Origin of the sequence: Acaryochloris sp. CCMEE 5410 (assembly GCF_000238775.2) — a bacterium.
Lineage (GTDB): Bacteria > Cyanobacteriota > Cyanobacteriia > Thermosynechococcales > Thermosynechococcaceae > Acaryochloris.
Genome location: NZ_AFEJ02000001.1, coordinates 2,756,772 through 2,782,281, shown reverse-complemented (window position 1 = coordinate 2,782,281; position 25,510 = coordinate 2,756,772). Strand labels below are relative to the sequence as shown.

Genomic DNA, 25,510 nt, shown 5'->3' with positions numbered 1-25,510 from the left:
CATTATTTACATAAATGTTATCTTGATTTACATGAAGATACATTTGTTGCCTTGTTGTTAACCGACATCCCCAGTGAGTTGAGAGTTGTCCCATGCTTGTCCTTATTTCATTTGCGATCGCAGGCAAAGTACTTGGTTCTGCTCTTAGAACTGAAGCATATTCTCCAGTGGAGCAAATGGTTGCTTACACTCAACAAGCAGGGGCAACATCTTTACAGACGACTAGAAGATTTGGTTTTGATTTATCTAGCAGCAATTCAAACTCGGGAGCGTGTCACTTTTTCAGGAGAAAAATAGAGTCAAGTTGTCGATTGAGATAGGCACAGCGATGAGCTAGGACTTTGGGGATATGTTTTTCTTGCCATTGCGCACCTGAAATCTTTGTCCTTCGGTCAATTTGCTTAACAAGCGACTCAACGGCACCAGAGCCAATGGGTATTCCCTCAGCTTGATAGTAACCATAGTTGGGAATCCGCTCTCGGTGGTCTCGCAAATACTGACAGAACCGTTTAGCCTGAGGTTTGCTCAAACCACAGAACAAATCGATGGCCTCATCAATCTTCCCTCTCCACAAAAGGTTTCAGCTTGCTGCAGCCGTTTGAGTGACCCACCGACTTTATGTAAATTCTCCATCAAGTGGAACCAGTCTAGGATCTGCTCCTGTTGAGTTGGCAGTCTCATCTGTCGGTAAAGCTTCCAAATCCCAACATGACCATCCCCAAGACAGTAAACCCTTGCAGCAAATCTGAAGCGGTTCACCGCCAGGCAGAGGGAAGTATGGTCTTGATAGTAGGCCAAGCCAACCCTATCGCCATTGATGCGAACTGCTTTATAACCACGCCAGTGGCAGGGTTCCCCTTTTGGAGTAATCAACCGAATATTGCCCCCATCTAAGCTGAGCTGAGTGACTCCTTGCGTCAAAGAGGGTGGACTGAAGGTTTGACGATGAACGAGACGCTGCTGCGTTTTGGAGCTGACTGTGATACCCGTTAAAACTGCTAGATCCTCTGATGCATGGGCATAGGAAACATTGGCACTAATACGCAGGGCGCACATCTCTAAGTAGGGGCTTAACTGACTGTTGGGCTTGACCTTGAGGGCTGTTGCTTGGGTCCGAGTGAGGTTGAGTTTGCCCAGAATGCTTTTAAGGTCCGTCGATATTCTCCGACATCTGGCGGGCTAACTTGGTCGATAAAAAAGACCCATTTGAGGCGACACATGAGTTTGCAGTTGAGTCCGAACGGTGCATTCAATCTCTGCCAAAGTCTTCATGGGCAGAGACTGGGATTGGGAGTCTTGATACAGCAGTTCTGAAATGCGTGTGACGCAAGCATTGAATTCTTGTTCTTCTTCTGGTGTCATAGTCAATAAGAGGGATCATCTAAGATCAATTATCATTTTCCTCTCAAAGAAGTGACACGCTCCCTTCAAACTCAATGCAGCATTCGGTTCCAGAACCTTGCTAAAGATTGCAAATCTTTCATTGGGTATCAAGATTCTCCTCTCACTCATCTGAACACTACAGATGAGTGATTTTCTATCTCAGCTGCAATAGTGGCCTGTGATGCGTTTGACCACACTGCAATCACTAAATTTCGCAATCAATCGTACAAATTTAAGTCACTGTGCTGTATTCTTAGCTATTCACGTTGCAGCAATAAAACTCTATTGTAAAAGCAATCCTTATTGTTGTTTAACCTCAACCTTTTTTGAATATTTTTATGGGGGAAAAATACAGTCATTATGATGTTTCTATAGCTAGCTCGACCCTGGCAGCTTTTTTGCTAAAACACTTAACTAGCGGCATTAGGAAAATTCCCATCACTCTGATTGCCATTATCTTGAAGACTAATCTGCCAGTAAATATAACCCACAGGAGGGACTGACATGATAAATGTCCCACTTATAAGTATTTTTTCCCTGTTTTTTTGATTATTTCTTTCTCTTCTGGCTATATTTATTAGATTTTCAACTGATATACTGCCTTTTTTCGTAGTAGCTTCTTTGCTCATAGCTAGCCACAAATCTAGTGCATTAATCGCACTAATATTTTCATTGATACCAAAATCATCACTATGGCAAGTTAAAACCAAACATCTTTTAAGTTTTTCAATGCATTTTTGATGTAGCTCTTCTATTTTCATTCGATGGCCATTTGGAAAAACAATTAACCTGCCATTATCTTCAGAGTGTGCCAAAATTATAATTGGGCTGCTATCAGCATCTTCAATTGCCTTAAATATAAGACTCTCATCGTCAAGGCCTCTCCCAATTTGTAATGAGTTAGAAGAATCCGAAAGCTTTCGTTGAAATGTTTTTACTTGAGTCTGAGCTGTTACACTAGGATTCCTACCGTATATAGATCGATACTGCTTATCATCAGATGGAAAAAGAGAAACTATCTTAGGGTTGTTTACATTCTCTAAGATTTCTCGTTTCTGAGTTGAAACTTGTGCATACTTGCTCAAGTTCTTGCCTTTCAGAAAACTAGAGTGTAGATGTTCGTTTGTAAAAAGTTTCTTTTTTTGCTTCAATACATACGCTAAGAGCGGTGTATCGGAAGCTGTGAGATGTTTTAGTGGAACACCAGGATTTCGTTTAAATACTTTCGAGAGTGGGGATATTCCAGTAGTATTTTTAAATTTTGGTACTGCAGTTATCGGATTTTTTGGTAGTGGAGTTTTTTTGATGAACGAGCCAATTGAATCACTGCACGATCGTACTGTCAGCATAAAAGTTGCAGCAATGCTAGCAAAAAGTACTTTAAATTTATTGTTGCTCACTATTTTTTCTTAACTATATATATCTTTCAAAGAAATTTTACTCTTATCACCTAGTTCAGTATTTTTATGAGCTATATTGAGTTCAATTGGCTTGGTTACTAATGTTCTAGCACCAATACCTGACATAATAACCTGCCATGTACTAACATTGTCGTAGCCATCATTAATACCCCATGCAATAAAGCCAGATGCAGCAGCCATCATAATTATCATAATCCAATATATTTTTGATGTCATGATGGACCTAAACTTTTTTGATTCCAGTTTTCCCATCATTTCATAGAGTTTTATTATTTCAAAAACTATCGCACCAACAAATCCTAACCAAAATCTTTCTATAAACATTTTAACCCTGTTATTGTATTGATTTTTTTTGATATCTATTTATTGGAATGAGTTTTGCTTGCTTAGTTCACTTGATTCCAAAGCATAATAATAACTTTATTTATTGAACTTAACAATCGAACAATTACTTTGCATTAATTATAAAGCTGCTGAAGTTATATGTTTCAGATACTTTACAGTATTAAATTTAGTGACATCTAATATTAGCAATTATTCATTGGCCTTGAGTGATCTAAACAATAGAAAATTTGCCGAAGGGATTCTCTGACTTGCGTTGGACGTCAGTGATAAAGCGTGGCAGCGTAAACGGTTTTGCTGTATGAAGATGCTTGAGTTTGACAGCACTCTGATGCAAATTACTCGAAATTAGATCTTGCAATTTGTACTGGTCTTGTCTAAAGTAACTATTTTTATACAGTAGCTAGATCCACTCTCGACTGGTTGCTTCATAAACCGCTTGATACCGATTTTTGGCCTTTAACTTTGTCAATGTATTGTTGACGTGAAACCGAACGGTACTTTCGCTGATATGCAATCGGTTGGCAATATCGCGATCTCTCAGCCCTTGAGATAGCAACCGCATAATTTCCTGCTCTCGGTCGGATAAGGCAGGAGCAATTAGCTCAGGCAACGTAGCTTGGCCTTGAGAGACTTGAGCTACAACCGTATACAGCTGCTGGGGAATAATATCCAGCGTCACCACCGCTTGAGCGGCTGCAGGGATCTGCCCCCGAGGAGAATGCTGAATCCAAATAATGGGCGACTTAGACGATGGGATATTCAGACGATCTGTCAGCAGGACTTCTTGACAATTTGATTCTGTCGTTTTGGCAGACAGCATTTCTTTCAGATTTAAGCCTGCTTGCAAGCATAGGTGGGTAAACGCCAGTTGTATGACAGACTGTTGACAGTGGACGGACACGGATAAATGCTCAGGTGCAGCCCCATAGGGCAGAGTTAAGGTCAACTCAAACACGCGATCTTGGGGGTCCGGTTGGGTGGTCAATGTTCCTCCCAGCCATAGAGTCATCCGTTGTAGCTCTGCCAAGGGCGAGGAAGCTTGCTCTAACAGATCTTCACGGATGTTAGGGGGGAAGATTGCGATCGCATCCAACAATACGGCTTGTTCACCATAGGTCAAGCGGCAATAGCTGCAATTCAGTTGGGTTAAAAGCTCTACCCCCCGCAGCAGGGCATAGGCCATGGAAGCCGGAAGATCTCGCTCCGTGCCCACCAACATTAACTGAGTTGAGGTGAGCACCTTTGCCAATTGATCGGAAAGAGCTATTGCCCCGCTTTGAGACACAGATTTAGGTATCGTTCTCTGCGACTGAAGTGCGGCATCTAAGGCAATAGTTGTCGTCAGACACAGCATTTGCAGAACTTCGAGGAATTCTGGAGCGAGGGGCGTATGACTAAAGGTGGCTAGGACTCCTAACACTCGATCACCCGCCATCAGCGGATACCCGGCAAACCCTTGAATTTGATTGGCAATCGCCCAGTCTCGATCCTTGACCCAGAGTTCATCCGGTAAATAATTACTTAAAAACGGCACCCGGTTTTGGGCAATCTTGCCCACCTTATAGGCACCCATGGGCACATGGGCAAAAGAACCATTGGTATGGGTATACAGCCCAGAAGAAGCTACTAAAGTCAACGCTTGCTGATCGGTGTCCGTTAGCCAGATGCGAGCAAAGGCACATTGAAAGCGCTGGACCAACGCTTCAGTGACACGATGGGCGATTTCTGCTGGTTCTAAGCACCCAGAAATACTTTGACCAATCGCATTGACATCCTGAAGATCGGAGAGTAATTGAACAGAATTTAGCAAGGTATGGTTTGAAGCTTGCGGATGGAAAAGCTCAGGAGAACGGATCACTTCTTTATTGAATAAAAAAGACTCCCCTCACTTTGTATCAACCAGTACAACTTGCAACTCCCCCTGCGCCGTTAAAGTAAAGGTTAGGAAATCTCTTTCACCCGTCACCCTTTGCCCCATGCCAGAAATTCGCTTTCAAATTCAATGGCCTGACGGTACCCAGGAAACCTGCTATTCCCCTTCCTTGGTCGTCAAAGACTATCTAGAGCCAGGAAATATCTATGAATTGAGTGACTTTATTGCGCGATCGCAAACCGCTCTGACCATTGCCAGCAACCGGGTAAAAGCAAAGTATGGTATGCCTTGCAGTCTCGCCTTAGGACAACTGCAATCTCTAGAAACTCGAGCTCAGACCTATCAAGATCTGGCTAACCCCAAGGTACAAATGATTCAGTTTATTTCTTAGCCTGTAGGTGTCGATACTGCTCTACATGGCAAAGCGCTGACTGATGCCAAGAATATTGGTCCAAAATTGGGGTGGCAGGGTTGAGGAACGCGGAACTGTTGGTTGGATCAAGGCTCAACATCCCTTTAGCCATCTGGTCAGGATCTTGGGGATTGACCCACACGGCTTGTTCCCTACCTAAAAATTCAGTAAAAGGCGGTTGGTTTGAGAGAAGCAGCGGTAACCCAGATGCGATCGCTTCCAGCACGACTAGTCCCCATCCTTCTTTCAAAGACGGAAAACAAAAGGCATCCGCACAACGATACAGCACCGGAAGATCAGCATCAGCTACAACCCCTGGCAGAATTAGAGACCGTCCAATGCCAATTTGTAATGCCTGGACCTGTTGGAAAAACTGGTCTCGATAATCTTGGTAGTCAAACAGAGTTGCACCGCCTGCAATCACAAGCTGGGCTTGAGGGTATTGCTGCAAGACTTGTGCAAAGGCAGTGAGTAACCGGAGGGAATTTTTGCGCGGTTCAATCCCGCCTACCGTCAGATAGATGGGAGATCCTTGTAAGCCCAAGGTTTCTTTAAGATCAGACTCCTGTCCAGTGGGAGTAGGAGAAAACCGCTCTAAATTAACGCCATTCGTTACCCGAGGAGCCGTGATGTGGTACTCAGCGGCAAGTCTCTCTTGCCAGTGATCACTGACACATAAACATAAGTCGGGGTCTCGAATTGAGCGGTCTTGGCACTGCTGTAAATAGGGACTCTGGAAGTCTTCAATATGATGGACGGTGCGCACGACGTGGGGGAGATATTGTGTTTGGCGAAGTTGCATTAAAGCGTTGGCACCAATGCAATCCTGAGCATGATAGATATCGTGTTGATGGGGATATTTCCCTAAGAACGTGACAAATTCCTGAATCCGTTGCTGGATTAGGGCATCAATATTAATAGGTGCAACTTGATTAATAGGTGCAACTTTAGCAGGGATAAGCTGTACAGGATGAGACAATGCTCGCTCAAAGCCTTGACCATCTTTATCGAGAGCATACACACAAACCTGATGGCCCAAAGCGGTAAGCGCTGCTGCCAGTTCTAGGGTATGGATAACGCTGCCCCGTGGTTTGGTGGCATAGGTCAACAGTGCGATGGATAAGGGGGCAGCGGACATAGGTTGGCCCTTGGCTCTGATGAATTGAATGCCAATAGTCTAAAGGGATGCCCCGTCGATTCCAACACCTGAATTGGGTGTAATTGGGTGTGTAAATGGGTGACATAGATCTGGGAACTTTGCAGGCCGAGATCTAGGGAATAGGGTGTAAGCAGAGACAGGTAAGGTCCAGGGGGAGAGAAATAGCCCTATCAAACTGCCGAACCATAGGTGATTTGCCTGGGTATGATGAGTAGGAGCGAGCTGAATGCTGCTCACGCTTAAAATGCCTTTATTTTTTGTTTGATGACCAAAAAATCTCTGAGTGAAGCGGATATTTGCGATCGCTATATTACTCCGGCGATTGATGCGGCGGGTTGGAAGAAAAGCCAAATCCGGCGGGAATATGGCTTTACGGATGGGCAGATCATTGTGCGGGGGCAATTGACAACAAGGGGGAAGCGCAAGCGAGCAGATTATTTGCTGTTTCACCATCAGAACCAGCCGATTGCCGTGATTGAAGCGAAGGATAACAAACATAGCTTGGGGGCGGGAATGCAGCAAGCCCTGGGGTATGCCGAGACTTTACAAGTGCCGTTTGTGTTTTCTTCAAATGGGGATGGCTTTTTGCTCCATGATCGCAGTGGTACTTATCCTCAGGTGGAACAAGTGCTAGGGCTGGAGGCATTTCCCTCACCGGAGGAGCTGTGGCAACGGTATCGTCAGAGCCAAGGGCTGCTGGGGGTGGATGAGGCGCTGCTCACCTCGCCCTATTACTTTGAGGTAGGCGGGAAGAAGCCCCGCTACTACCAGCAGTTGGCGATCAATCGGACCTTGGCAGCTATTGCTAAGGGCCAGAAGCGCTGTCTCCTAGTGATGGCCACGGGAGCTGGAAAGACTTACACGGTTTTCAATATTATTTGGCGGCTGTGGAAAACGCAGGTGGTCAGGCGGGTGCTGTTTTTAGCCGATCGCAATGCGTTGGTGGATCAAACTATTACCAATGATTTTCGCCCTTTTGGCCAGGTGATGACCAAGCTGACGCGAAAACTGGTGGACGACAATGGCAAAATTGATACTTCCTATGAGGTCTATCTAGGCATTTACCAAGCGATTATTGGCCAGGAAGGCCAAGAGGATCTGTACAGCAAGTTCCCGGCAGATTTCTTTGATTTGATTGTGATCGATGAATGTCACCGGGGCAGCGCAGCGGAGGATTCCAACTGGCGACAGGTGTTGGATTATTTTACCAGCGCTACTCAGTTAGGCTTAACCGCTACTCCTAAGGAAACTCAATACGTTTCCAATATTGATTATTTTGGTGAACCGATTTACACCTATTCCCTGCGGCAGGGAATTGAAGATGGTTTCTTGGCTCCGTTCCGTCGGGTTCAGGTGCAGTTGGATAAGGATATAGAGGGCTGGATACCGGATGCTAACGAGGTAGACGATCAGGGACAGCTGATTGAACAACGGGAGTACAATTTGCGCGACTTCGACCGCAATATTGTGTTTGATCAGCGAACCCAGGCGGTGGCGGAGTATGTGAGTGAGTTTCTGCATCAAGGCGACCCAATGCGAAAGACGATTGTCTTTTGTGAGGATATTGACCATGCGGAGCGGATGCGGCAGGCTTTTGTGAATGTTGCGACGAATCGGCCCCTCGTGGAGCAGGATCGGCGTTATGTCATGCGGGTAACGGGGGATGACAAGGAAGGGAAGGCCCAACTGGATCACTTTATCAATCCGAAAGAAGACTATCCGGTGATTACGACCACCTCGAAGCTGATGACGACGGGGGTGGATGCTCAAACCTGTCATGTGATTGTTTTGGATCGACGGATCCAGTCGATGACGGAGTTTAAGCAGATTGTGGGGCGGGGGACGCGGTTACGCCCTGACTTGGGCAAGAATTTCTTCACCATTATTGATTTTCGCAATGCCACGGCGCTGTTTAACGATGAGGATTGGGACGGGCTTCCAATTCAGGATGAGCAGTTTGGTGTTGGGCCATCCTCTGCCCAGTCAGAACCTAAAGATGTCACCCTTGCCCCAGCCTTCGATGATGGTTCGACGGAACGGGTGAAATACCAGGTGGGGCGTCAGGAATTTATGGTGGCGCGGGAGCGGGTGAGCTACTACGACAAGGAGGGAAAACTAACCACGGAATCCCTGAAAGACTATAACCGTCGGACGATTAATGAGGCGTATCAATCTCTGGATCGCTTTTTGGGGAAATGGAATAAGGCGGAGCGCAAGTCGGCGATCTTGGAAGAACTCCAGTCTCACGGAGTGATGGTGGACGCATTAGCCAAACAGGTGGGGGCAGAGTATGACCTGTTTGATTTAATTTGCCATGTGGCCTTTGACCAGCCCCCCAAAACCAGACGAGAGCGAGCCAACCAGGTGCGAAAGCGAGATGTGTTTACGCAATATGGGGAGACCGCGCGAGCGGTGTTGGAGGGTCTTTTGGAGAAGTATGCCGATCAGGGGGTGGTCTCTATGGAGGATGCAAAGGTTTTGCAGTTGGAGCCTTTTGCCCAGTTAGGGACGCCCGTGGAGTTGTTGAAACAGTTTGGGGGGAAGAAGCAATATCGGGCAGCGGTGAGTGAGTTGGCGCGGATGCTGTACGATGATGAATCAGCTTCTCCAGGGGCGTAGGCAACGTCTTGTGATCACGCTTTAGCATTGGTTTTGAGGAATGGCTATGTCTTTGTCCGCCACGATTAAGTCGATTCAAGACATTATGCGCAAGGATGTGGGGGTCGATGGAGATGCCCAGCGTATCGGACAGTTAGGCTGGATGCTGTTTTTTAAGATTTTTAGCGACCAGGACTTGGAACTGGAAGCCCTGGTGGATGACTATGAGTCTCCGATTCCAGCGGAGCTGCAGTGGTCGGCTTGGGCAGATAGTGAGCAATTGGGCAAACAGGCGTTGACGGGAGAGGCCCTGCTGGATCTAGTGGATAATCGCCTATTTCCGGCCCTGAAGGAGCTGGACCTAGAGGACCTAGAGGGAATTGCCCAAGGGCGAGGCGCACTGCTGCGATCGGTGTTTGAAGATGCCTACAACTATATGAAGTCGGGCACGCTGCTGCGGCAGGTGGTGAATAAGATCAATGACAATATCGATTTTAATGAGTCGCAGCAGCGGGACTTATTTGGGGATATGTATGAGCAGTTGCTCAAGGATCTCCAAGGGGCAGGCAATGCAGGCGAGTTTTATACGCCCCGGGCGGTCACCCAGTTTGCCATTGATAGGGTGAATCCGCAGTTAGGAGAGCGAGTGCTGGATCCGGCCTGCGGCACAGGTGGATTTTTGACCTGTGCCTTTGAGCATTTAAAGCAGCAGGTGCAGGGAGCGCAGGATTTAGAGCAGGCCAAGCAGGGCGTTTGGGGCGTGGAGAAGAAGCCCCTACCCCATTTACTCTGTGTGACGAATATGCTGGTGCATGGCCTGGAGGTGCCAACCAATGTGCGCCATGACAATACATTGCGCAAGCCTCTACGGGATTATGCACGGGCGGATCAGGTGGATGTAGTGGTGACCAATCCGCCCTTTGGAGGCATGGAGGAGGATGGTATTGAGCGGGGTTTCCCGACAGAGTTTCGAACACGGGAGACGGCGGATCTATTTCTGGTGCTGGTGATGGAGCTGCTGAAGGCGGGGGGACGAGCCGCGATTGTGCTGCCAGATGGGACGTTATTTGGGGAAGGGATTAAAACGCGGATTAAGGAGAAGCTGCTGCGGGAGTGTAATTTGCATACGATTGTGCGGTTGCCGAATGGGGTGTTTGCGCCCTATACGAGCATTAAGACGAATCTGTTGTTTTTTACCAAGGGGGAGCCGACCCAGGAGATTTGGTATTACGAGCATCCTTATCCCAAGGGGTATAAGTCCTACTCGAAGACTAAGCCGATGCGGATTGAGGAGTTTGGGCCGGAGAAGGCGTGGTGGGAAAAACGGGAGGAAAATGAGTTTGCCTGGAAGGTGTCGCTACAGGAGATTCAGGCGAATAACTACAATCTGGATGTAAAGAATCCGAATGCAGCGGGGGAGGTGCATGAGGATGCGGCGGTATTGCTGGATAAGTATCGGTTTGCTGTGAAGCAGGCGGATGAGGCGAGATCGGCTTTACAAGCGGCTTTGCGAGATTGTTTAGAATAGGAAAATCCCTTGCACGAGGAGATGGCGAGATGACGACAGTGGCTGAAATTGAAGCAGCAATTCGACAGTTGCCGGAGGATGAGGCGCGGCAGTTGTCAGCATGGTTGGTGGATTATTTAGATGATGCCTGGGATGCACAGATGCAGGCAGATGTGGAGGCGGGGCGATTGGATGGGCTGATTGCGAAGGCAGAGGCAGAGATTGTGGCTGGCAAGGTGAGAGATTTGGATGAAGTCCTTAACAACGGCTGATTTTTGGCAGGCGTATGGTCGGTTGTCACCGGATGCAAAGGCTCTAGCACGGAAGGTATATCGGTTGTGGCAGGAGGATATGTTTTATCCATCACTGCATTTTAAGAAGGTGGGCAAACAACTCTGGTCAGTCCGGATTAGCCGGGATTATCGAGCGTTGGCGCTGAAGCGTGGCGAGGATTATGTTTGGATTTGGATTGGGACGCATCGTGAGTATGATGAATTTCTGAAGTAGCCTGCATTTTAAGGCTTGGGCAATTGGCTTTGCGGGATTGTTTGAAATGATAGAGGGATGGGAGAGATGAGTGATGATGCCAATTGAAATTAATCGCTTGGGCTATAAGGCTTTGGTGAATGAGCTGGGCTGGGAGGGGATGGTGCGATTTTTGCAACCATTCGATCGGGGTGAGGGTGACTATACTCAGGAGCGACGGCAGTGGTTGGATGATTTGAGCCTAGAGGATGCTGTGGCGGAGATTCAGCAATATCAGTAGATGACTTAGGAGCAATCGCAGTCTGATCTATTTTGCAGAAATGGTGGTGGGGTTATTTAGCATAGAGGATAAGGTCGAGAATTAGAGGCCGGGGAGGGTGGTTTGGATACGTCATTAGCAACGGTTTTAAGGTTGGTTGATCAGCTTTCGGAGCAGGATCGAGAGCAGGTCACTGAATATCTGTTTAAGAAAAGATATATGGATGCTGCAGCAGTATCGAATGCTCAGCCTGACCAAGCAGAAGTGCAAAAGAATTTGGAGCAATGGATCGAGGAAGTTAAAACACTAGAGTACGAGCAGCCCATCGAACGGTCGGGTTTGAAGAATTTGGCTAATAGTGAGGCGGAGATGATCGCGGCTAAGCGATCGTGGCTAGAGTTAGAGGGGATTGCGGCTGGTTCTGGCAAGGAAGAAAATGCGCAAGCGTGGGTGATGCAAACGCGCGATGAGTGGGACGATCGCGAATGTCGGTGTTGACGACCTTTGTTGCGATTGATGGAGAAATCACGGTAAAAGCGGCTCAATTGCGGGTTCAATATTCTCTGAAGTTACCTGATGCTTTGCAGCTTGCAACTGCGATTGTGTCTGGATGTGATGGTTTTTTGACGAATGATTTTCAGCTTAAGAAGGTGGCTAAGTTGCAGGTTTTGGTTGTAGATGAGCTGGAAGTTTAATGGATTTGCCAACGTTTTGGGATAATTTCGAGGTGATTGCGGAAGCACCGGGTGGGGTACAACGGCTGCGAGAGTTGATTTTGGATTTGGCAGTGCGAGGACAGTTAGTGCCGCAAGATCCAGCAGATGAGCCTGCGGATAAGCTGTTGCAATATATTGCAGCAGAACGAAAACAGTTAATTAAAGACAAGAAAATATCAAATCTTAAACGACAGAAAAGTCACTCTTTTGAAGAATGCATACATTCACTTCCCCAGAACTGGATAGAGGCTCCTGCATCTGAACTATGTTTACTAGTAACTGATGGCGATCATCAGCCGCCACCGAAAGTTGAGCATGGAATTCCATTTTTAGTGATTGGGAATGTCAGTAAAGGAAAACTTGATTTTTCGTCAACACGATTCACTACTCATGACTACTTTGAGAACTTGGATTGGGGAAAGAAGCCTCAAAAAGGGGATATTTTATATACGGTGACTGGTTCATACGGAATCACAATACTTGTTAAAACAGAACGTAAGTTCTGTGTTCAACGCCATATTGCTATTCTCAGAACTTCTGAAAATTTATCTGCTAGGTATCTACAGATTGCACTTTCTAGCCCAAAGTGCAAGCAAGATGCATCTCATGTTGCAACAGGAATAGCGCAGAAAACAGTTCCGCTAAGTGGTTTGAGAGCATTACCGATTCCCCTGCCACCTCTTGCAGAGCAGAAGCGGATTGTGGCGAAGGTGGATGAATTGATGGCATTGTGCGATCGCTATGAGGTATCGAAGTGCGATCGCAACACCCTACGAACAAAAATGCAGGCAAGTGCGATCGATGCCCTGATGAATGTTGAAACAGATGAATCGTTAAATACCGCCTGGGAATTTGTGCGGGAGAATTGGGAATGCCTGAGCCAACAACCTGAGGAAATTGAAAGCTTGAGAAAGCTGATCTTAGAAGTCGCTCTACGTGGACGGTTACTTCAAAACACTCATGAATTCATAGATCAACAAAGTATTCCTGTGAAGTTACCGAAGTCATGGCAATGCCTTCAAATGAACACTTTGATATGTGAGCCGTTGAGAAATGGACGCTCAGTACGTGATAGAAAAGGTGGATTTCCTGTACTCAGATTGTCTGCCCTGAGAGGTACTTACTTAAATTGTGATGACTTTAAAGAAGGCGATTGGACTGAAGAGCAAGCTGAAGCATGGAAAGTTCGGAAAAATGATTACTTTGTAGCGCGTGGCAACGGATCTATCCATCTAGTTGGACGAGGAGCATTAATGCCCCAAGAGCCTAAGAACCCCGTTGCTTTTCCCGATACGATGATTAGAGTCAGAATTCAAGACAAACTTTTGACATCTTCTTTTTTTCAATATGTTTGGGACAGCTTGTACGTTAGACAACAAATAGAAGCTTCTGCAAAAACTACTTCTGGGTTATTTAAGGTTAGTCAAGGAGACATTCAAAATGTATGGATCGGTGTCCCTTCCCTAATCGAGCAAAAGCGCATTGTTGCCAAAGTTGATCAACTGATGACACTCTGTGACACCCTCGAAAACCACCTGCATGAAACCCAGGGAAAAGCCACAGCCCTTGCCGCTGCAGTAGTAGGCCAGCTAGAAGTTTAGGTTCCAGGTCTGAGTGCCACCCCTGTAAGCCCATTCCCATGAGCGATAATCACCCCGATTCACTATATCAACGGATTCGCGACATCCTCAACGTCGCCCAAATTGGCGTTTCCCGGACCGTCAATACGGCGCACGTCGTCTCCTACTGGCTGATCGGGCGCGAAATTGTCGAGCAAGAACAAAAGGGGCAACAACGGGCCGAATATGGCGAAAGCCTACTCAAAGACCTTTCTCGCAGATTGACCAAAGACGTTGGCAAAGGGTTTTCCTTATCTAATCTCAAATATATACGGCAATTTTATTTGGGCTTCCCTGACCTATTAACAGCCACTTCAATAAGTCACGCAGTGCGTGACCAATCTCTATCGAGTGATCAATTCACCACCCTCAGCCAATCCCAACCCAATTGGCAACCCGGTCAACTTCACCCAAACCTCTCCTGGACCCACTACCGCACCTTACTCCGAGTCGAGAATCTGAACGCTCGTGCCTTTTATGAAATCGAAGTGCTAAAAAATAACTGGTCCGCCCGCGAACTCGAACGCCAAATTAGCAGCCTCCTATTTGAGCGTCTTGCCAAAAGCACCGACAAAGCCGGACTGATGCAGCTCGCCACCGAAGGCCAAATTATCCAAACCCCCAGCGACGTCTTCAAAGACCCCGTGGTGATCGAATTCCTCGGCCTCCCCGAATCCCCTCGTCTCGTCGAATCCGATCTCGAAACCGCCTTAATAAGCAACCTGCAAACCTTTCTACTCGAACTGGGTAAAGGATTTGCCTTTGTCTCCCGCCAAGAACGGATCAGCCTCGAAGGCGATCACTTCTATATCGATCTCGTTTTCTATCACACCATCCTTAAGTGCTACGTTCTGATTGATCTGAAAGTCGGCAAACTCAACCACGGCGACCTTGGTCAGCTCCAGCTCTACGTCAACTACTACGATCTCGAACGCTGTGCCCCAGACGACAACCCCACCCTTGGTCTGATCCTTTGCTCTGACAAAAATGATGCCGTGGTCAAATACACCCTTGGCCCCAACCAACAGCCCAAAATCTTCGCCAGCCGCTATCAACTCCACCTCCCCACCGAAGCTGAACTCCAAGCCGAACTCCATCGCGAAATGGCCCAACTGCAAGATCGACAACCGCCCAATTCAGAAATTTGATGGGTTGTGCTCCCGGTTGGCCGGGAATGGAGAAAAACCCGTGAGGGATTCTTGGTTTAAATCCCAGAAAGAAGTTAATTCAGCGCCAGATTTTAGGGTTAAGGTATGCCCTGGTGTAATCTGACCAATCGCTGCACAGATCAAATCATGAGGGGCAAACAATTGCTGAATTGGCTCCACACAATCGGATCTGACACTGAGCAAAAACCCATAGCTGGGGAAACTCACCAGCCACTGTTTGAAGGCCAAATCAGCAGGGCAGGGAATTGCCTCTAGGTCCAATACAGCCCCACAGCCAGAAGTCTCTAATAACATCAACAAGGTGCCCACTAAGCCCCCCATGCTAATGTCTTTCCCGGCATCGCATAGTCCTGACTCAGCCAGGGTGGGCAGTAAGTTGAGATGGGCTTGCAATGTCTGTGGCTCAGCCATCGTTGCTGCATCCCAAAACGGATATTTAGGATGGGGCTGACCCTTGAGATCGGTGACCAGCAGAAGGGTATCGCCCGGTTGGGCATTAAAACTAGTAATCAACCGTTGAGCCCGTCCCAAAATTGCCACCGATAGAGCTTCATAGGGGCTATGACAGTGAGTATGGCCCCCCACAATCGGCACATTAAAGGCCTGAGATGCCGCTTTCATCCCTTGCCAAAGTTGCTCCGCCTGATCTGTGGACTGACTCCAGAGGGCATCGACTACGGCAATCGGTTTGCCCCCCATGGCATAGATATCGCTAACGTTGACGAGGACTCCACACCAGCCTGCAAACCAAGGTTCTGTTTCCACTAGCACGGACCACATGCCCTCCGCTGCCAGCAGCAGGTACCCCTCGCCATCGGGAATAGCGGCACAGTCGTCTCCCAACCAAATGGGTTGTTGAGTAGTATTGTCTGGGACCCAAGCCCCCAAGTGACGAGCCACGGGTTGAATATCCCGTTTATGCAAAAGGCCCAAGGTTTGTCGTAATTCGGCGGCTAGTTCCGACAGCATTAAGAAGCTTGCAGGAGGGGCTGGGGACGGGGTTCATGGCCGGGAGGATAGAAGGCCAAGTCTGCTTCCATCAGATGGTGAGGGCGATCGCAAATCTGTATCTCTTCTAAGGAGTCCCAGTGCTGGCGCTGAAAGAACCGAACGTTCTGGAGTTGGACGGTAGCTAGGAAGCGATCGCATCCCCAGGTATTGGCAGTGGTCACGGCTTTATAGATCAGACCCTTGCCAATCCGTCCCACCCGACGATAGTCAGCATGAACCCCCAAGCGACCACCGTACCAGAGCCGATCTTGTTCCTCGTAGATGCGGACTACCCCGACCACCTGTTGGTCTGGAGGGGCTTCTTGATCAATGGCCACGATCGGATAGGCCGTGGTATCGATATCGTCTTCATCGTCCCCTTCAAATAGACCTTGTTCCTGACAAAAAATAGATTGGCGCAATTCAAAATATCCCCGTAGATCTTGGGGAGATTGCGCCAACTTAAAGCAATATCGACTGGATGCCATCAGATACCTCTGTGCTGCTGAATAGTGCTGCCCAGCAATCGGGGGATTGCAGGCTTCTATAAACCCTCTAAAAATTAAGCTTCAAATGTAGACAAAGCGGAACAGGCACCACATTTGGCACATCCTGCATTGATATCTGCCGAGGACATGCCCGCTTGTTTGAGCATCGCCCCCACCTGCTGATAGAGGGCAAACATAAACTCGCTGCTGGGAGCGGGATGGTTAGCTAAGGGGGTGTCAGAAATGGGGACAAAGGGCACGACAAAGGGATATACCCCCAAATCAATGAGCCGTTGCGACGCATCCACCAAAGTGTCCAGGCTATCGCCCAGTCCGGCCAATAAATAGGTAGAAACTTGGCCCCAACCAAATACCTGAACTGCGGCCTCAAAGGCCTCAAAGTAGTGGGATAAGGGGACTTCGGCTTTACCAGGCATAATTTGCGATCGCACCTGTGGATCAACCGCTTCTAGGTGCATTCCCAAACTATCTACTCCTGCCGCCTTCATCTGGGCAAACCAGCCAAAGTCATCAGGGGGTTCGCATTGGGCCTGAATCGGTAGGTTGACCCGCGCTTTAATGGCTTGGGCACATTCGGCGAGGTAGGCAGCCCCGCGATCGCGGGTATTGGGCGTCCCGGTAGTCATAATCATATGCTTGACCCCATCCAGCCGCACTGCTGCTTCCGCCACTTCTGCCAGCTGTTCTGGCGTTTTGCGGGCAATGGTCCGATCCGCCTCTAGGGACTTTTCAATGGCACAAAACTGGCAGGCCGTATCGGAATTGCGATACCGCATACAGGTTTGCAATACCGTAGTGGCCAACACGTCATGGCTATGGAGCAGGGCAATCTTCCAGTAGGGAATGCCTTCTGCCGTTTGCAGTTGGTAAAACTGGGGCTGCTGAGGAAATTCCACCGTGGCTACAGCCTGGTCCGCTTTCTCTAGCACTGCTTGCCGACCTTGGTTGACTTGGGCCGTATAGGGGGACTGGCTAGCGGTGCCTGTATAGATGGGAACCATCACCGTCGTCCCATCCACGGTCACCGCTTTATGATCCGAGGGGCCTGCTCCACCCCGACGACCCGCCACGCCAATATTTGGGTCAATTACCTGCAGTCCATTTGATTGCAGTTCAGTAATCAGATGTTGTTTGTCCATAATCTTGGGTTAATCGACGGGGTGCGGGATAGGCTCACTGGATAAAGGAAAATCCTGCTCTGGAAGCGGTACGGTGGGAGCGGCTTGCATTACGGCCCAAGCTTGTTGATTCACCTGCAACTGCAAGAGATCGGGCCGGGAATAATGGCCCACGGAGTCCATCATCCGTTTGCGCTTGGTAATCAGGGAGAAATCGAGATCGGCGATGGCCATCCCTTCGCCCTCGGTCACAGGGTCACAGAGGGGCACCCCCTCAGGGCTAATAATGGCTGTATAGCAGCCCCCACTCAGAACCTTTTGCAGCTTTTCATCGGCGGTAATTTGCTGCTTTTGTTCTGGGGTGAGCCAGCCTGTGGCATTAACCACAAAACAGCCCGACTCCAAAGCATGGTGGCGCATGGTTACCTCTATTTGGTCGGCAAAGATTTGCCCCACCATCGACCCCGGAAACTGCCCACAGTGAATTTCTTCCTGCTGAGCCATCAGGGCATAGCGAGCCAGGGGATTGTAATGTTCCCAGCAGGCTAAGGCCCCTAGCCGACCCACAGCCGTCTCTAGGACGGCGAGTCCAGCCCCATCCCCTTGTCCCCAGACCATCCGCTCATGGTAGGTGGGGGTAATTTTGCGTCGCTTCAGCCCCAAGGTGCCATCGGCATCAAAGATCAGTTGGGTGTTATAAAGGGAACCGCCTTCTCGCTCATTCACCCCCAGAACCACCACCATTTCGTAGGAGCGAGCGGCTCGGCTGATGGCATCAACCACCGCCCCCGGCACGGTCACCGCTTCTTCATACAGCTGCATATGGGCCTTACCCATCACCACGGGCGGCTGAATAAAGGAGAAGTAGGGGTAGTAGGGAACGAAGGTTTCAGGGAAGACGATGAGCTGCACGCCTTCTTGGGCTGCAGATGCGATCGCATCCAAAACCTTCTCCGTGGTCCCTTCTCGACTAAACAAGACCGGACTGATCTGCACCGCAGCGGCTCGTACTGTTTTTTCGTGATCCATAATGATGACCTCAAGGGGCTGGCCCAAGGATTACATAGTCCAGGTATCGAGGATAAAGGCTCCTGCTTTGCGGTGCACCAAGACAATATCCAAGACATCCAAGGGATTAATAGGTCGAATCCCCGGAATCAAAGAGGGTTCACCATGACCATAGAGGGCCTGTAGGGCAAATCGGCAGGCATAGACTTTGCCCCCTTCTTCCATAATCTTGACGAGCTGATTGTTCATGGCCATATGCCCGGGGAAAGCTTCATCGCCTAATTTGGGAAAGCCTCGCTGGACGCCCAGGGTTACGCCAGGACCATAGAGCAAAACGGAAGTCTCAAATCCTTTGCGAATTAGGCGGGTGGCCTGTAATAAATTCACCAAGCCAATTGAGCCTTCAAAGGCAACGGTATGAAAGGTAACTAAGGCTTTTTCGCCCGGATCGGCCTGCACATCGGGGAAGACTTTTTCCTCATAATCCACAAAAAAGTCGCCAGTCTGGTGGATGGGAGTCGTAACTTCTGGCATAAGGGAAGCATCCTTCTTGAAGTGTTCTGAAAGGGCTTGATGCGTTAATCAGCATCATTAACTCTGCACAGTAGGTGGCTTGTCTGGACTCCCCTGTATCAACAACTACAAACCTGCAATCTCTAATTGAAGTGATAGGGGGTCGCGTAGTTTGGGGGGCATCAGAAGCATCAGGCGGGAAATAACCTATTACTTTTCACAGGTAACGGAGCAATTCCGAACGACCTGAGTCAAAGGAGCCTGTTAGGCGTGCCCAGGCCAGAGCTAGATCTCTTCGCCACCCCTCAAACGCCATATTCTTTCTGTTGACGCTCTATATATTCAGTGGCGTTTTGGGGGTCTAAGGTATCAAACTTGAGTTTCTCGATCCGGGTCACATCTTGAGGAACCTCTGCTCCTAACTCCGTGGCTAATTCACGCGCCAAATCGGTCATAAAGATGGTTTCTCCAATCTCGTCATAATCCGCTTGCTCGGGCGTCATATAATCCCAACGCACTAGTTGGTTCGAAATCCAGGTGGCAAAGCTTTTCCACGGATATGGGTCAAAGTAAATGCGATCGGGTTCATCTAAGGTATTCCCTTGACCATCTTCAAACTTGCCCGTCATCACCGCTTCCAACACATCAACGGGTTGATTGAGAAACTCTCGGGGTGCGATCGCAGCCGCGATTTCTTTTCGGTTCTCGGGTTTATTGGCGTAGGTAGCGCCATCAATAATGGCTTTGTTGAGCACTCGGAACGTATTGGGATGCTCATCAATCCAGGCTTGAGACGCCGTAAAGGCGCAACAGGGATGTCCTGGCCATAAGTCTTTGGTCAATAGATGGATAAAACCAATGTCATCCCTAACAACCCGCTGGGTAAAGTTATCGGGCAAGATAAACGCATCGATTTGTTCTGCCTTCATTTTTGCGATCGCATCTGGTGGAGGCAGAATCAACAGTTTGACATCCTTATCTGGATCAATTCCTCCCGTTGCCAAGTAGTAGCGCAGCAGTAAGTTGTGGTTGGAATAATCATAGGGAATACCAATGGTCATCCCTTTGAAATCTGCCGGACCATTCACCTTGCCTAAATGTTTATTGGCCACCGCAATCCCTTGACCATTGTTATTTTCAATACTGGCGAGCTTAGTCGAAAAGGCGGTAGAGCCTAGCCCTAAAGACATGGCAATGGGCATGGGGGCTAACATATGCGACGCATCCAGCTCCCCAGCAATCACAGCATCTCGAACCACGGACCATCCCGCATATTTTTTCAACGTGACATTGAGGCCATACTTCTCATAAAAGCCCAAGGGTTTAGACATGATGATGGGTGTGGCACAAGTAATCGGTAAAAAAGCAATGTTCAAATCCGTTTTTTCCAAATCCCCCACTTCGGCTGGAGGGAGGTCTGCAGCACCTTCTGGATTCTCAGGTCTAGACGCACAGTTCGCCAGAGTTACTAGGGCAGCCCCCACGGCAATATTGCGCAGAAACTTACGCCGCGTAAACTGTCCAGTCCGCTGAGCATCTGTAAAAAATTCTCCCGATTTGGGGCCAAAGGCTGCAGCAAAGGCTTCATCCAGTCCTCCTGCCAGTTGAATCAGCTCATTCACGAGTCGCTCACGCTTGGGATTGCCATTAGCGGCCATCTTCACAAAGAGCGCTGTCCGCAATTCCGCTTGACTAATCCTGCTGGCAATGGACACGGCATCAGATTGATAAAATCGCATTTTTACCAAATCATCAATCAAGTCAGTGGGGTCTTGCGGCATATCAGCCATATATTTCAGATGATCTGCCGTCGCGTGATACCGTCCGCAAATCGTACATTGAACATTTAAATCTGCTAAATTCCCTCGCTCAACAGCAAGCTGATCCCACGATGAAGCTTGAGAGTCGGTTGAAGCCCACAGCATTATTTAATTCTCTTGAAAGTTCTATTTTCTAAACCTATTAGAACGTGAAGTCTCTGTACTTAATGTATTGAGTAATACTATTCATTATGGTGAGTATAAAAATTATAATAATAAGCACAAAAAATGAATTTATTAAATACTGAAACTCTCTTTAGCTAAACGAATAATCGAATCAGATAAAATATTATCCCAGTGTATTTAATATTGCTGTTTTTCTCTAGTAAAGACTGAATAAATGAATAAGCTAAAACTCAAAAGATTTTCCAAACAAATACTTCAAGAGATGAAAAGCATCGTTCAGATCACAGGAATAACTCAAATATAAGCTTAGTCTGATTAAGCTTATTATGGAATACATATTAGTGATTATCTTCTAAATTAAAATAATTATCTAGGGAGAATTTTTATATTAAATCTAGTCGTTCTCTATTAGAGAATGTTGTTTAATGCATAAAGAAAATTAATGGAAATTACTAAAATACAAACTCAAAAATCTATTGATTTATTGCCTTGATAAATATCGATGGAAGCATTAAGCTCAATCACCCATGGCATACAACATTTTCTTTAGCTGTTTAATGGCAGGCGTCACAATCGCAACAAAGTAAGCTTCTCTCAGTTTCCGTTCTTCTGGACTCCCCTTGATATAAGCACGAGCCCCAGCATGCAACATCGCTGCATTGGCAGCCTTGATCGACATTTCTCCTGCAGTGAGCCTAGCTTGAATCACTTTTTTCATCAGTGCTGGCGATAAACGACCCTCCACTTGGACCAGCTCATCTGCCAGGTCGTAAGCCTGTTCTTGGGCTAAGGCTAGCTCGGCCATCAAATCACTGGGTTGATCTGCCAAGAAGCAATTCACATGTCCCAAGCGGCGTTGATAGCGGTTGATTAAGTCAATACATCCTGCCACTAAGCCCAACCCCATGCCCACTTGGGTCAAAATAAATCCCGGTTGGATCTGGTGAATATAAGCTTCGCAGGGGGCCGCTAAAACATACTGATCCGGGATAAAGGCATTCCGGAAGACACACCCGAAGGTTCCCGTCCCCTCCAACGCGATAAACGTTCCGCACCGTCGTAACGAGACCCCCTCTAACTGATCAGACACAATCACCATTAGGTGGGCATCTTCGTTAGCCATCCGGGCCACGACGCCAAAGTAATGCCCTGGACCCAGATTAGAGACCCAAGGTAATTGGCCATTGAGGATAAAGCCGCCTTCAACCTTGGTGGCCGTCAAGGCAATTTTTTCGATCCCAGCAAAACACTTCATCGGATTGGATAAGCCCGTTCCGGCCATGACTTGTCCCTGGGCCACGGCGGGTAAAAGTTCCTTTTGTAGTTCCGAGTTTTGAGTGTTCTGTAAATACCAGGTACAGGCCACCTGACACCAAGTAATAAACCCTGTGGATAAACAGGACTTGGAAACAGCCTCAATAGACTGTATGGCACCTTTTAGGCTGATGCCTTCTCCGCCAAACTCAGGAGACACCGCTTGCCGAAAGGCTCCCGCTGCTCCCAAACGCTGCATAATGTCTCCCGGATATTGGCCATTCAAGTCAATATCTTGAACATGGGGGGCCAGTTCTTGGTCAACGACAGTGCGAATGGCAGCAATAGCAGGGACGAAAACCGCTCCATCCCCAGGAACAGATGGCCTGTCCTTTGAATCGATCAGAGTGGATGAATTATGGGTGGGTGTCTTGGGTAACACCATCTATCTTGACCCTTTCCGGTTAACAATCATGGTTCGTGGAATTGTTTCAGCTCAACTGTGTTCTGTCTAAGGGAGTCATCAGATATTGAGCACTCCCTTAGACAAGAACCTGCCCTACGCCATAGACACACTAATGGGCATGGGGCGACTTAAAGTATTGGAGACTGGCGACCAGGTGTTGGCATGTTGCACTAACTCTTCTAAGACCTCTCGGCTGGCATCGCCATCAATATCCACTTTGACGCGCACATCACTAAAACCGATTTGAGGCTTCGCTAATTCTCCGGTTCCCCAGGTACTGGTGATATTAATATCTGCTTCCAGTTCAACCTGCAATTTAGTTAAGGAAATCCCTTGGGCGGCTGCATTGGCCTGGATACCCACGACTAAACACGACCCAAAAGCACCCAATACAATTTCGGACGGGTTATGGGCCGTGTTATCGCCTAACAACCCAGGTGGCTCATCAATGACGAATGGCTCTAAGTCTCGGGCGTAGTTCAGGCTACGCATCCGTTGATCACAAACTGTTTTGACCTTTAAGGTCTTCTGCTCTTCCAGGTTTTCCCGATTCTTCGCAATCAAGCTATCTAACCCGTCTTTAGCAATGGGTGAGATTGCAGTAACCTCAGACATAATTAATCTGCCAAATAGAACGTTCTATCTATTTGAACATACTAATTTAACTGATTTGGTGTTGACAGTTACACTTTCTCAAGACTTAATAGCCTGGTGAATCAGGTCCCGAGCGGCTGCAAATCCCCGCTTAATCCGGTTTGGGTCATCATGCAAGCGCCCCATCAGCAGCGTCCCTTCAACCGTGTTGAGGATCTGTTCTGCGAGCCCCTCTATGTCTCTATCTGCCAGACGATCTTCAGCTTGCCTGAGCGTCTGGGCAATGGTTTGCTCCCAACGATCAAAAATCAGGGTAAGGTGCTCTCGAAAGGAGGGATCTTGTTCCACTAAGTCCACTACCAGATTGCCTAGGAGACATCCCCCACAGTGAGGCTGTTCTAAGTTTTTGGCTTCTAGCTGATTCACCATATTAAGCACTTGCTCGATAGGGTCTTCCGAGCTGCGCAGGGCCGGTTCCAAAACGCTGGCATTCAACAGTTCCCATTCATAGTCAATCAAGGCATGGCCCAGGTCATGCTTAGAACTGAAATAGTTATAAAAGCTCCCCGACGAGGCACCACTGGCAGCAAACAGTTCGTTTAAGCTGGTTGCCACTAATCCTTGTCGGTGAACGGTTCCAATTACCGCTTGCAGAATATCTTCGCGAGTCCGCTTGAGGTTAGCCATATCAGCCTTAGATTCCTGGGTGGATTATAGCTGCGATCACAATCCCCCCAATATAAGAATCAGACTTTACACAAGGGAATCCTAAAGAAGAAGTATTTTGGTAAGTGACGTTATAAATGATGGCTCGCTTTAGCTGTTGAGATCATTCATAACATCTGTGTTTAAGTTGTAACTATGCCCAGTCCGTATTATTCCAAAGAGCAGATTAAATCAATGGTCGAACTTAAGCGGCCTGATTTGCTTTATCAAATTAAAGATGAATATGATGATGTCCTCGATTTCACTTCTGCTTCAGGGCGGGAGCTGCTTAATCACTTGCGCCATAATGTGACCAATTACGACGATGTTCTCCAAGAAATTGAGAGCAATCAAGGGAGCATGTCGGGTCGCCAGCTTAAACATGCCACCAATGCTGCAACAGAGTTAGTATTGGCGCTCTACCGCGATGAACATGTGCGGGTTATCCAAGTTGCGCAAGACCGCGGCAACGTTCTTCGAAATCTAATGAAAAAGGTGGGGGTTAGCTCTGCTAGTGCTCTATCCAACTTCCTCGATAGCTGGTCGGAAAAGCTTAAAACGGTTGCAAAATTAGAAAATAGCCAGCGTTCACTTCAACAATGGAACGACACCTACCGGGTGCAGCGCACTTTAGTCAAAAAAGTTCTGGAACACGAAGGTGTGGACCCTTCAATCCGGACAAAAGTGAATCAGATTTACAGTACTCGATCCGTGAATAAAGCAATCTCGATAGGGGAGTCACTGTTGGATTGGGAACAGTCAGAAATCTTAAAGCTGGTGAAAAAAGCAATTCGTTATAAACATCTTGCTGGGGCTGAGAACGATAAGTCGTGAAACTTCAGGAAATTAAGGTTGAGGTCTTTAGATTGACTGGTGTCCCTCGAACACCGGAACTCAAGCGTCAGCGTCCGGTTCTCACCTATGGCCGTGACTTACGCTATAAAGCTGAATGGCTGGCGATACTTGATCTACTGAAGCATCAGCAAACTATCCAACCAGATATAACCCTCAATCAACTGGATCAACAGGACATAGAACTTCAGCAATCCTTGCATCGAGTAGGTAGGGTGACCGGATTATCAGCCGAAGCTGTAGACAAGATATGGAAAGGGATTCAACACAATTCTCAGGCCAACTCAATCGATATCACCCTTGAGGAGCTAGAGGTATAGTGATATCGATTACCCAGCTAGACAATTTACCGACTTGTGGCGGAATCTATCGAGTTCTAGATGGCGCTGGGACAGTTATTTACGTTGGGCAAGCGAAGAATATCCATCAACGCTGGCAGAAGGGACATCACAAAATCAGCGATATCCTAGCTCGTTGCGGAACAAATGCTTTTATCGACTGGGTTCAATTACCAGAGTGGTTGCTTAACCGAGCTGAGAATTTGGCTGTGAGGTACTATAAACCCGTTCTTAACAAGAAAATGCCGCCGATTGTCTAAAAGGCTGAAG

Annotated in this window: 26 protein-coding genes and 1 pseudogene; 13 read left to right on the top strand and 14 right to left on the bottom strand. The window is 47.8% G+C overall.

The window, feature by feature from the left end:
• Positions 1–274: 274 nt before the first annotated feature.
• The 4 genes and pseudogenes from ON05_RS12710 to ON05_RS12695 all read right to left on the bottom strand — a co-directional run bounded on the left by ON05_RS12710 (position 275) and on the right by ON05_RS12695 (position 4,959).
• Positions 275–1,362, bottom strand: a pseudogene (locus tag ON05_RS12710) (ISKra4-like element ISAcas2 family transposase).
• A 431-nt stretch (positions 1,363–1,793) separates the two neighbouring features.
• On the bottom strand, positions 1,794–2,783 hold the full coding sequence (locus ON05_RS12705) for a hypothetical protein (protein WP_262561682.1): 990 nt from the start codon (positions 2,781–2,783) through the stop codon (positions 1,794–1,796).
• A 9-nt stretch (positions 2,784–2,792) separates the two neighbouring features.
• Entirely contained in the window at positions 2,793–3,128 is a 336-nt protein-coding gene (locus tag ON05_RS12700) for a hypothetical protein (RefSeq protein ID WP_010478980.1), read from the bottom strand.
• 421 nt (positions 3,129–3,549) lie between these two features.
• The gene (locus ON05_RS12695) at positions 3,550–4,959 is read right to left on the bottom strand and encodes a LuxR C-terminal-related transcriptional regulator (RefSeq protein WP_039781684.1); all 1,410 of its coding nucleotides are present in this window, start codon (positions 4,957–4,959) and stop codon (positions 3,550–3,552) included.
• A gap of 166 nt (positions 4,960–5,125) precedes the next feature.
• Here ON05_RS12695 and ON05_RS12690 point away from each other — a divergent pair, with 166 nt between their 5' ends.
• Positions 5,126–5,413: an MSMEG_0570 family nitrogen starvation response protein gene (locus ON05_RS12690; protein ID WP_010478978.1), complete on the top strand. Its 288-nt coding sequence runs from the start codon at positions 5,126–5,128 to the stop codon at positions 5,411–5,413.
• On the opposite strand, the gene ON05_RS12685 is transcribed toward ON05_RS12690, so the two are convergent.
• Positions 5,403–6,572, bottom strand: coding sequence for an MSMEG_0565 family glycosyltransferase (locus ON05_RS12685; protein WP_010478977.1), 1,170 nt, complete (start codon positions 6,570–6,572; stop codon positions 5,403–5,405). The two genes, ON05_RS12690 and ON05_RS12685, sit on opposite strands and share 11 nt — an antisense overlap.
• 285 nt (positions 6,573–6,857) lie before the next feature.
• On the opposite strand from ON05_RS12685, the gene hsdR reads away from it, so the two are divergent.
• The 9 genes from hsdR to ON05_RS12640 all read left to right on the top strand — a co-directional run bounded on the left by hsdR (position 6,858) and on the right by ON05_RS12640 (position 14,926).
• The gene (gene hsdR / locus ON05_RS12680; RefSeq protein ID WP_010478976.1) at positions 6,858–9,212 is read left to right on the top strand and encodes an EcoAI/FtnUII family type I restriction enzme subunit R; all 2,355 of its coding nucleotides are present in this window, start codon (positions 6,858–6,860) and stop codon (positions 9,210–9,212) included.
• A 46-nt stretch (positions 9,213–9,258) separates the two neighbouring features.
• On the top strand, positions 9,259–10,719 hold the full coding sequence (locus tag ON05_RS12675) for a type I restriction-modification system subunit M (protein ID WP_010478975.1): 1,461 nt from the start codon (positions 9,259–9,261) through the stop codon (positions 10,717–10,719).
• 29 nt (positions 10,720–10,748) lie between these two features.
• A complete protein-coding gene (locus ON05_RS12670; protein ID WP_010478974.1) occupies positions 10,749–10,970 on the top strand; it encodes a hypothetical protein in 222 nt (73 codons plus the stop codon).
• Complete coding sequence (locus tag ON05_RS12665) at positions 10,948–11,205, top strand: hypothetical protein (protein WP_010478973.1); 258 nt, start codon at positions 10,948–10,950, stop codon at positions 11,203–11,205. Before ON05_RS12670 ends, ON05_RS12665 begins: the two co-directional genes overlap by 23 nt.
• A 73-nt stretch (positions 11,206–11,278) precedes the next feature.
• The gene (locus ON05_RS12660; RefSeq protein ID WP_010478972.1) at positions 11,279–11,464 is read left to right on the top strand and encodes a hypothetical protein; all 186 of its coding nucleotides are present in this window, start codon (positions 11,279–11,281) and stop codon (positions 11,462–11,464) included.
• A gap of 102 nt (positions 11,465–11,566) precedes the next feature.
• Positions 11,567–11,941, top strand: coding sequence for a hypothetical protein (locus tag ON05_RS12655; protein ID WP_139026078.1), 375 nt, complete (start codon positions 11,567–11,569; stop codon positions 11,939–11,941).
• Positions 11,929–12,138 carry a PIN domain-containing protein gene (locus ON05_RS12650; protein ID WP_010478970.1) on the top strand — a complete coding sequence of 70 codons (210 nt, stop codon included), beginning with the start codon at positions 11,929–11,931 and terminating at the stop codon, positions 12,136–12,138. The genes ON05_RS12655 and ON05_RS12650 overlap by 13 nt, the downstream gene beginning before the upstream one ends.
• A 32-nt stretch (positions 12,139–12,170) precedes the next feature.
• The gene (locus ON05_RS12645) at positions 12,171–13,760 is read left to right on the top strand and encodes a restriction endonuclease subunit S (protein ID WP_262561679.1); all 1,590 of its coding nucleotides are present in this window, start codon (positions 12,171–12,173) and stop codon (positions 13,758–13,760) included.
• Positions 13,761–13,798: 38 nt separating this feature from the next.
• A complete protein-coding gene (locus ON05_RS12640) occupies positions 13,799–14,926 on the top strand; it encodes a YhcG family protein (protein ID WP_010478968.1) in 1,128 nt (375 codons plus the stop codon).
• On the opposite strand, the gene ON05_RS12635 is transcribed toward ON05_RS12640, so the two are convergent.
• From ON05_RS12635 to ON05_RS12595, 9 genes are all read right to left on the bottom strand, one after another.
• Positions 14,915–15,916 carry a sll0787 family AIR synthase-like protein gene (locus tag ON05_RS12635; RefSeq protein WP_010478967.1) on the bottom strand — a complete coding sequence of 334 codons (1,002 nt, stop codon included), beginning with the start codon at positions 15,914–15,916 and terminating at the stop codon, positions 14,915–14,917. The two genes, ON05_RS12640 and ON05_RS12635, sit on opposite strands and share 12 nt — an antisense overlap.
• Complete coding sequence (locus ON05_RS12630; RefSeq protein ID WP_010478966.1) at positions 15,916–16,425, bottom strand: MSMEG_0567/Sll0786 family nitrogen starvation N-acetyltransferase; 510 nt, start codon at positions 16,423–16,425, stop codon at positions 15,916–15,918. Before ON05_RS12630 ends, ON05_RS12635 begins: the two co-directional genes overlap by 1 nt.
• 74 nt (positions 16,426–16,499) lie before the next feature.
• Positions 16,500–17,585 (bottom strand): MSMEG_0568 family radical SAM protein, encoded by a 1,086-nt coding sequence (locus tag ON05_RS12625; protein WP_010478965.1) that lies wholly within the window; start codon positions 17,583–17,585, stop codon positions 16,500–16,502.
• 9 nt (positions 17,586–17,594) lie between these two features.
• Complete coding sequence (locus ON05_RS12620; protein ID WP_039781681.1) at positions 17,595–18,593, bottom strand: Nit6803 family nitrilase; 999 nt, start codon at positions 18,591–18,593, stop codon at positions 17,595–17,597.
• 30 nt (positions 18,594–18,623) lie between these two features.
• Positions 18,624–19,106, bottom strand: coding sequence for an MSMEG_0572/Sll0783 family nitrogen starvation response protein (locus ON05_RS12615; RefSeq protein WP_010478963.1), 483 nt, complete (start codon positions 19,104–19,106; stop codon positions 18,624–18,626).
• 284 nt (positions 19,107–19,390) lie between these two features.
• Positions 19,391–21,010 (bottom strand): CmpA/NrtA family ABC transporter substrate-binding protein, encoded by a 1,620-nt coding sequence (locus ON05_RS12610; RefSeq protein WP_010478962.1) that lies wholly within the window; start codon positions 21,008–21,010, stop codon positions 19,391–19,393.
• Between the two features lie 538 nt (positions 21,011–21,548).
• Positions 21,549–22,730, bottom strand: a complete 1,182-nt coding sequence (locus tag ON05_RS12605) for an acyl-CoA dehydrogenase family protein (protein ID WP_010478961.1) — start codon at positions 22,728–22,730, stop codon at positions 21,549–21,551.
• 114 nt (positions 22,731–22,844) lie between these two features.
• Positions 22,845–23,366: an OsmC family protein gene (locus tag ON05_RS12600; protein WP_010478960.1), complete on the bottom strand. Its 522-nt coding sequence runs from the start codon at positions 23,364–23,366 to the stop codon at positions 22,845–22,847.
• A 78-nt stretch (positions 23,367–23,444) separates the two neighbouring features.
• Positions 23,445–24,032, bottom strand: a complete 588-nt coding sequence (locus tag ON05_RS12595) for a TetR/AcrR family transcriptional regulator (RefSeq protein ID WP_010478959.1) — start codon at positions 24,030–24,032, stop codon at positions 23,445–23,447.
• A gap of 213 nt (positions 24,033–24,245) precedes the next feature.
• On the opposite strand from ON05_RS12595, the gene ON05_RS12590 reads away from it, so the two are divergent.
• The 3 genes from ON05_RS12590 to ON05_RS12580 are packed head-to-tail and all read left to right on the top strand — an operon-like array spanning position 24,246 to position 25,500.
• A complete protein-coding gene (locus ON05_RS12590; RefSeq protein ID WP_010478958.1) occupies positions 24,246–24,884 on the top strand; it encodes a hypothetical protein in 639 nt (212 codons plus the stop codon).
• Complete coding sequence (locus tag ON05_RS12585; RefSeq protein WP_010478957.1) at positions 24,881–25,222, top strand: hypothetical protein; 342 nt, start codon at positions 24,881–24,883, stop codon at positions 25,220–25,222. Before ON05_RS12590 ends, ON05_RS12585 begins: the two co-directional genes overlap by 4 nt.
• A complete protein-coding gene (locus ON05_RS12580; protein WP_010478956.1) occupies positions 25,222–25,500 on the top strand; it encodes a GIY-YIG nuclease family protein in 279 nt (92 codons plus the stop codon). Before ON05_RS12585 ends, ON05_RS12580 begins: the two co-directional genes overlap by 1 nt.
• Positions 25,501–25,510 lie beyond the last annotated feature (10 nt).

Coding starts and splice junctions, on each gene's coding strand:
- ON05_RS12700 (WP_010478980.1), bottom strand. CDS start 3,128: ATGTTTATAGAAAGATTTTGGTTAGGATTTGTTGGTGCGATAGTTTTT.
- ON05_RS12690 (WP_010478978.1), top strand. CDS start 5,126: ATGCCAGAAATTCGCTTTCAAATTCAATGGCCTGACGGTACCCAGGAA.
- ON05_RS12685 (WP_010478977.1), bottom strand. CDS start 6,572: ATGTCCGCTGCCCCCTTATCCATCGCACTGTTGACCTATGCCACCAAA.
- hsdR (WP_010478976.1), top strand. CDS start 6,858: ATGACCAAAAAATCTCTGAGTGAAGCGGATATTTGCGATCGCTATATT.
- ON05_RS12675 (WP_010478975.1), top strand. CDS start 9,259: ATGTCTTTGTCCGCCACGATTAAGTCGATTCAAGACATTATGCGCAAG.
- ON05_RS12670 (WP_010478974.1), top strand. CDS start 10,749: ATGACGACAGTGGCTGAAATTGAAGCAGCAATTCGACAGTTGCCGGAG.
- ON05_RS12665 (WP_010478973.1), top strand. CDS start 10,948: ATGAAGTCCTTAACAACGGCTGATTTTTGGCAGGCGTATGGTCGGTTG.
- ON05_RS12660 (WP_010478972.1), top strand. CDS start 11,279: ATGATGCCAATTGAAATTAATCGCTTGGGCTATAAGGCTTTGGTGAAT.
- ON05_RS12650 (WP_010478970.1), top strand. CDS start 11,929: ATGTCGGTGTTGACGACCTTTGTTGCGATTGATGGAGAAATCACGGTA.
- ON05_RS12640 (WP_010478968.1), top strand. CDS start 13,799: ATGAGCGATAATCACCCCGATTCACTATATCAACGGATTCGCGACATC.
- ON05_RS12635 (WP_010478967.1), bottom strand. CDS start 15,916: ATGCTGTCGGAACTAGCCGCCGAATTACGACAAACCTTGGGCCTTTTG.
- ON05_RS12630 (WP_010478966.1), bottom strand. CDS start 16,425: ATGGCATCCAGTCGATATTGCTTTAAGTTGGCGCAATCTCCCCAAGAT.
- ON05_RS12625 (WP_010478965.1), bottom strand. CDS start 17,585: ATGGACAAACAACATCTGATTACTGAACTGCAATCAAATGGACTGCAG.
- ON05_RS12620 (WP_039781681.1), bottom strand. CDS start 18,593: ATGGATCACGAAAAAACAGTACGAGCCGCTGCGGTGCAGATCAGTCCG.
- ON05_RS12615 (WP_010478963.1), bottom strand. CDS start 19,106: ATGCCAGAAGTTACGACTCCCATCCACCAGACTGGCGACTTTTTTGTG.
- ON05_RS12610 (WP_010478962.1), bottom strand. CDS start 21,010: ATGCTGTGGGCTTCAACCGACTCTCAAGCTTCATCGTGGGATCAGCTT.
- ON05_RS12605 (WP_010478961.1), bottom strand. CDS start 22,730: ATGGTGTTACCCAAGACACCCACCCATAATTCATCCACTCTGATCGAT.
- ON05_RS12600 (WP_010478960.1), bottom strand. CDS start 23,366: ATGTCTGAGGTTACTGCAATCTCACCCATTGCTAAAGACGGGTTAGAT.
- ON05_RS12595 (WP_010478959.1), bottom strand. CDS start 24,032: ATGGCTAACCTCAAGCGGACTCGCGAAGATATTCTGCAAGCGGTAATT.
- ON05_RS12590 (WP_010478958.1), top strand. CDS start 24,246: ATGGTCGAACTTAAGCGGCCTGATTTGCTTTATCAAATTAAAGATGAA.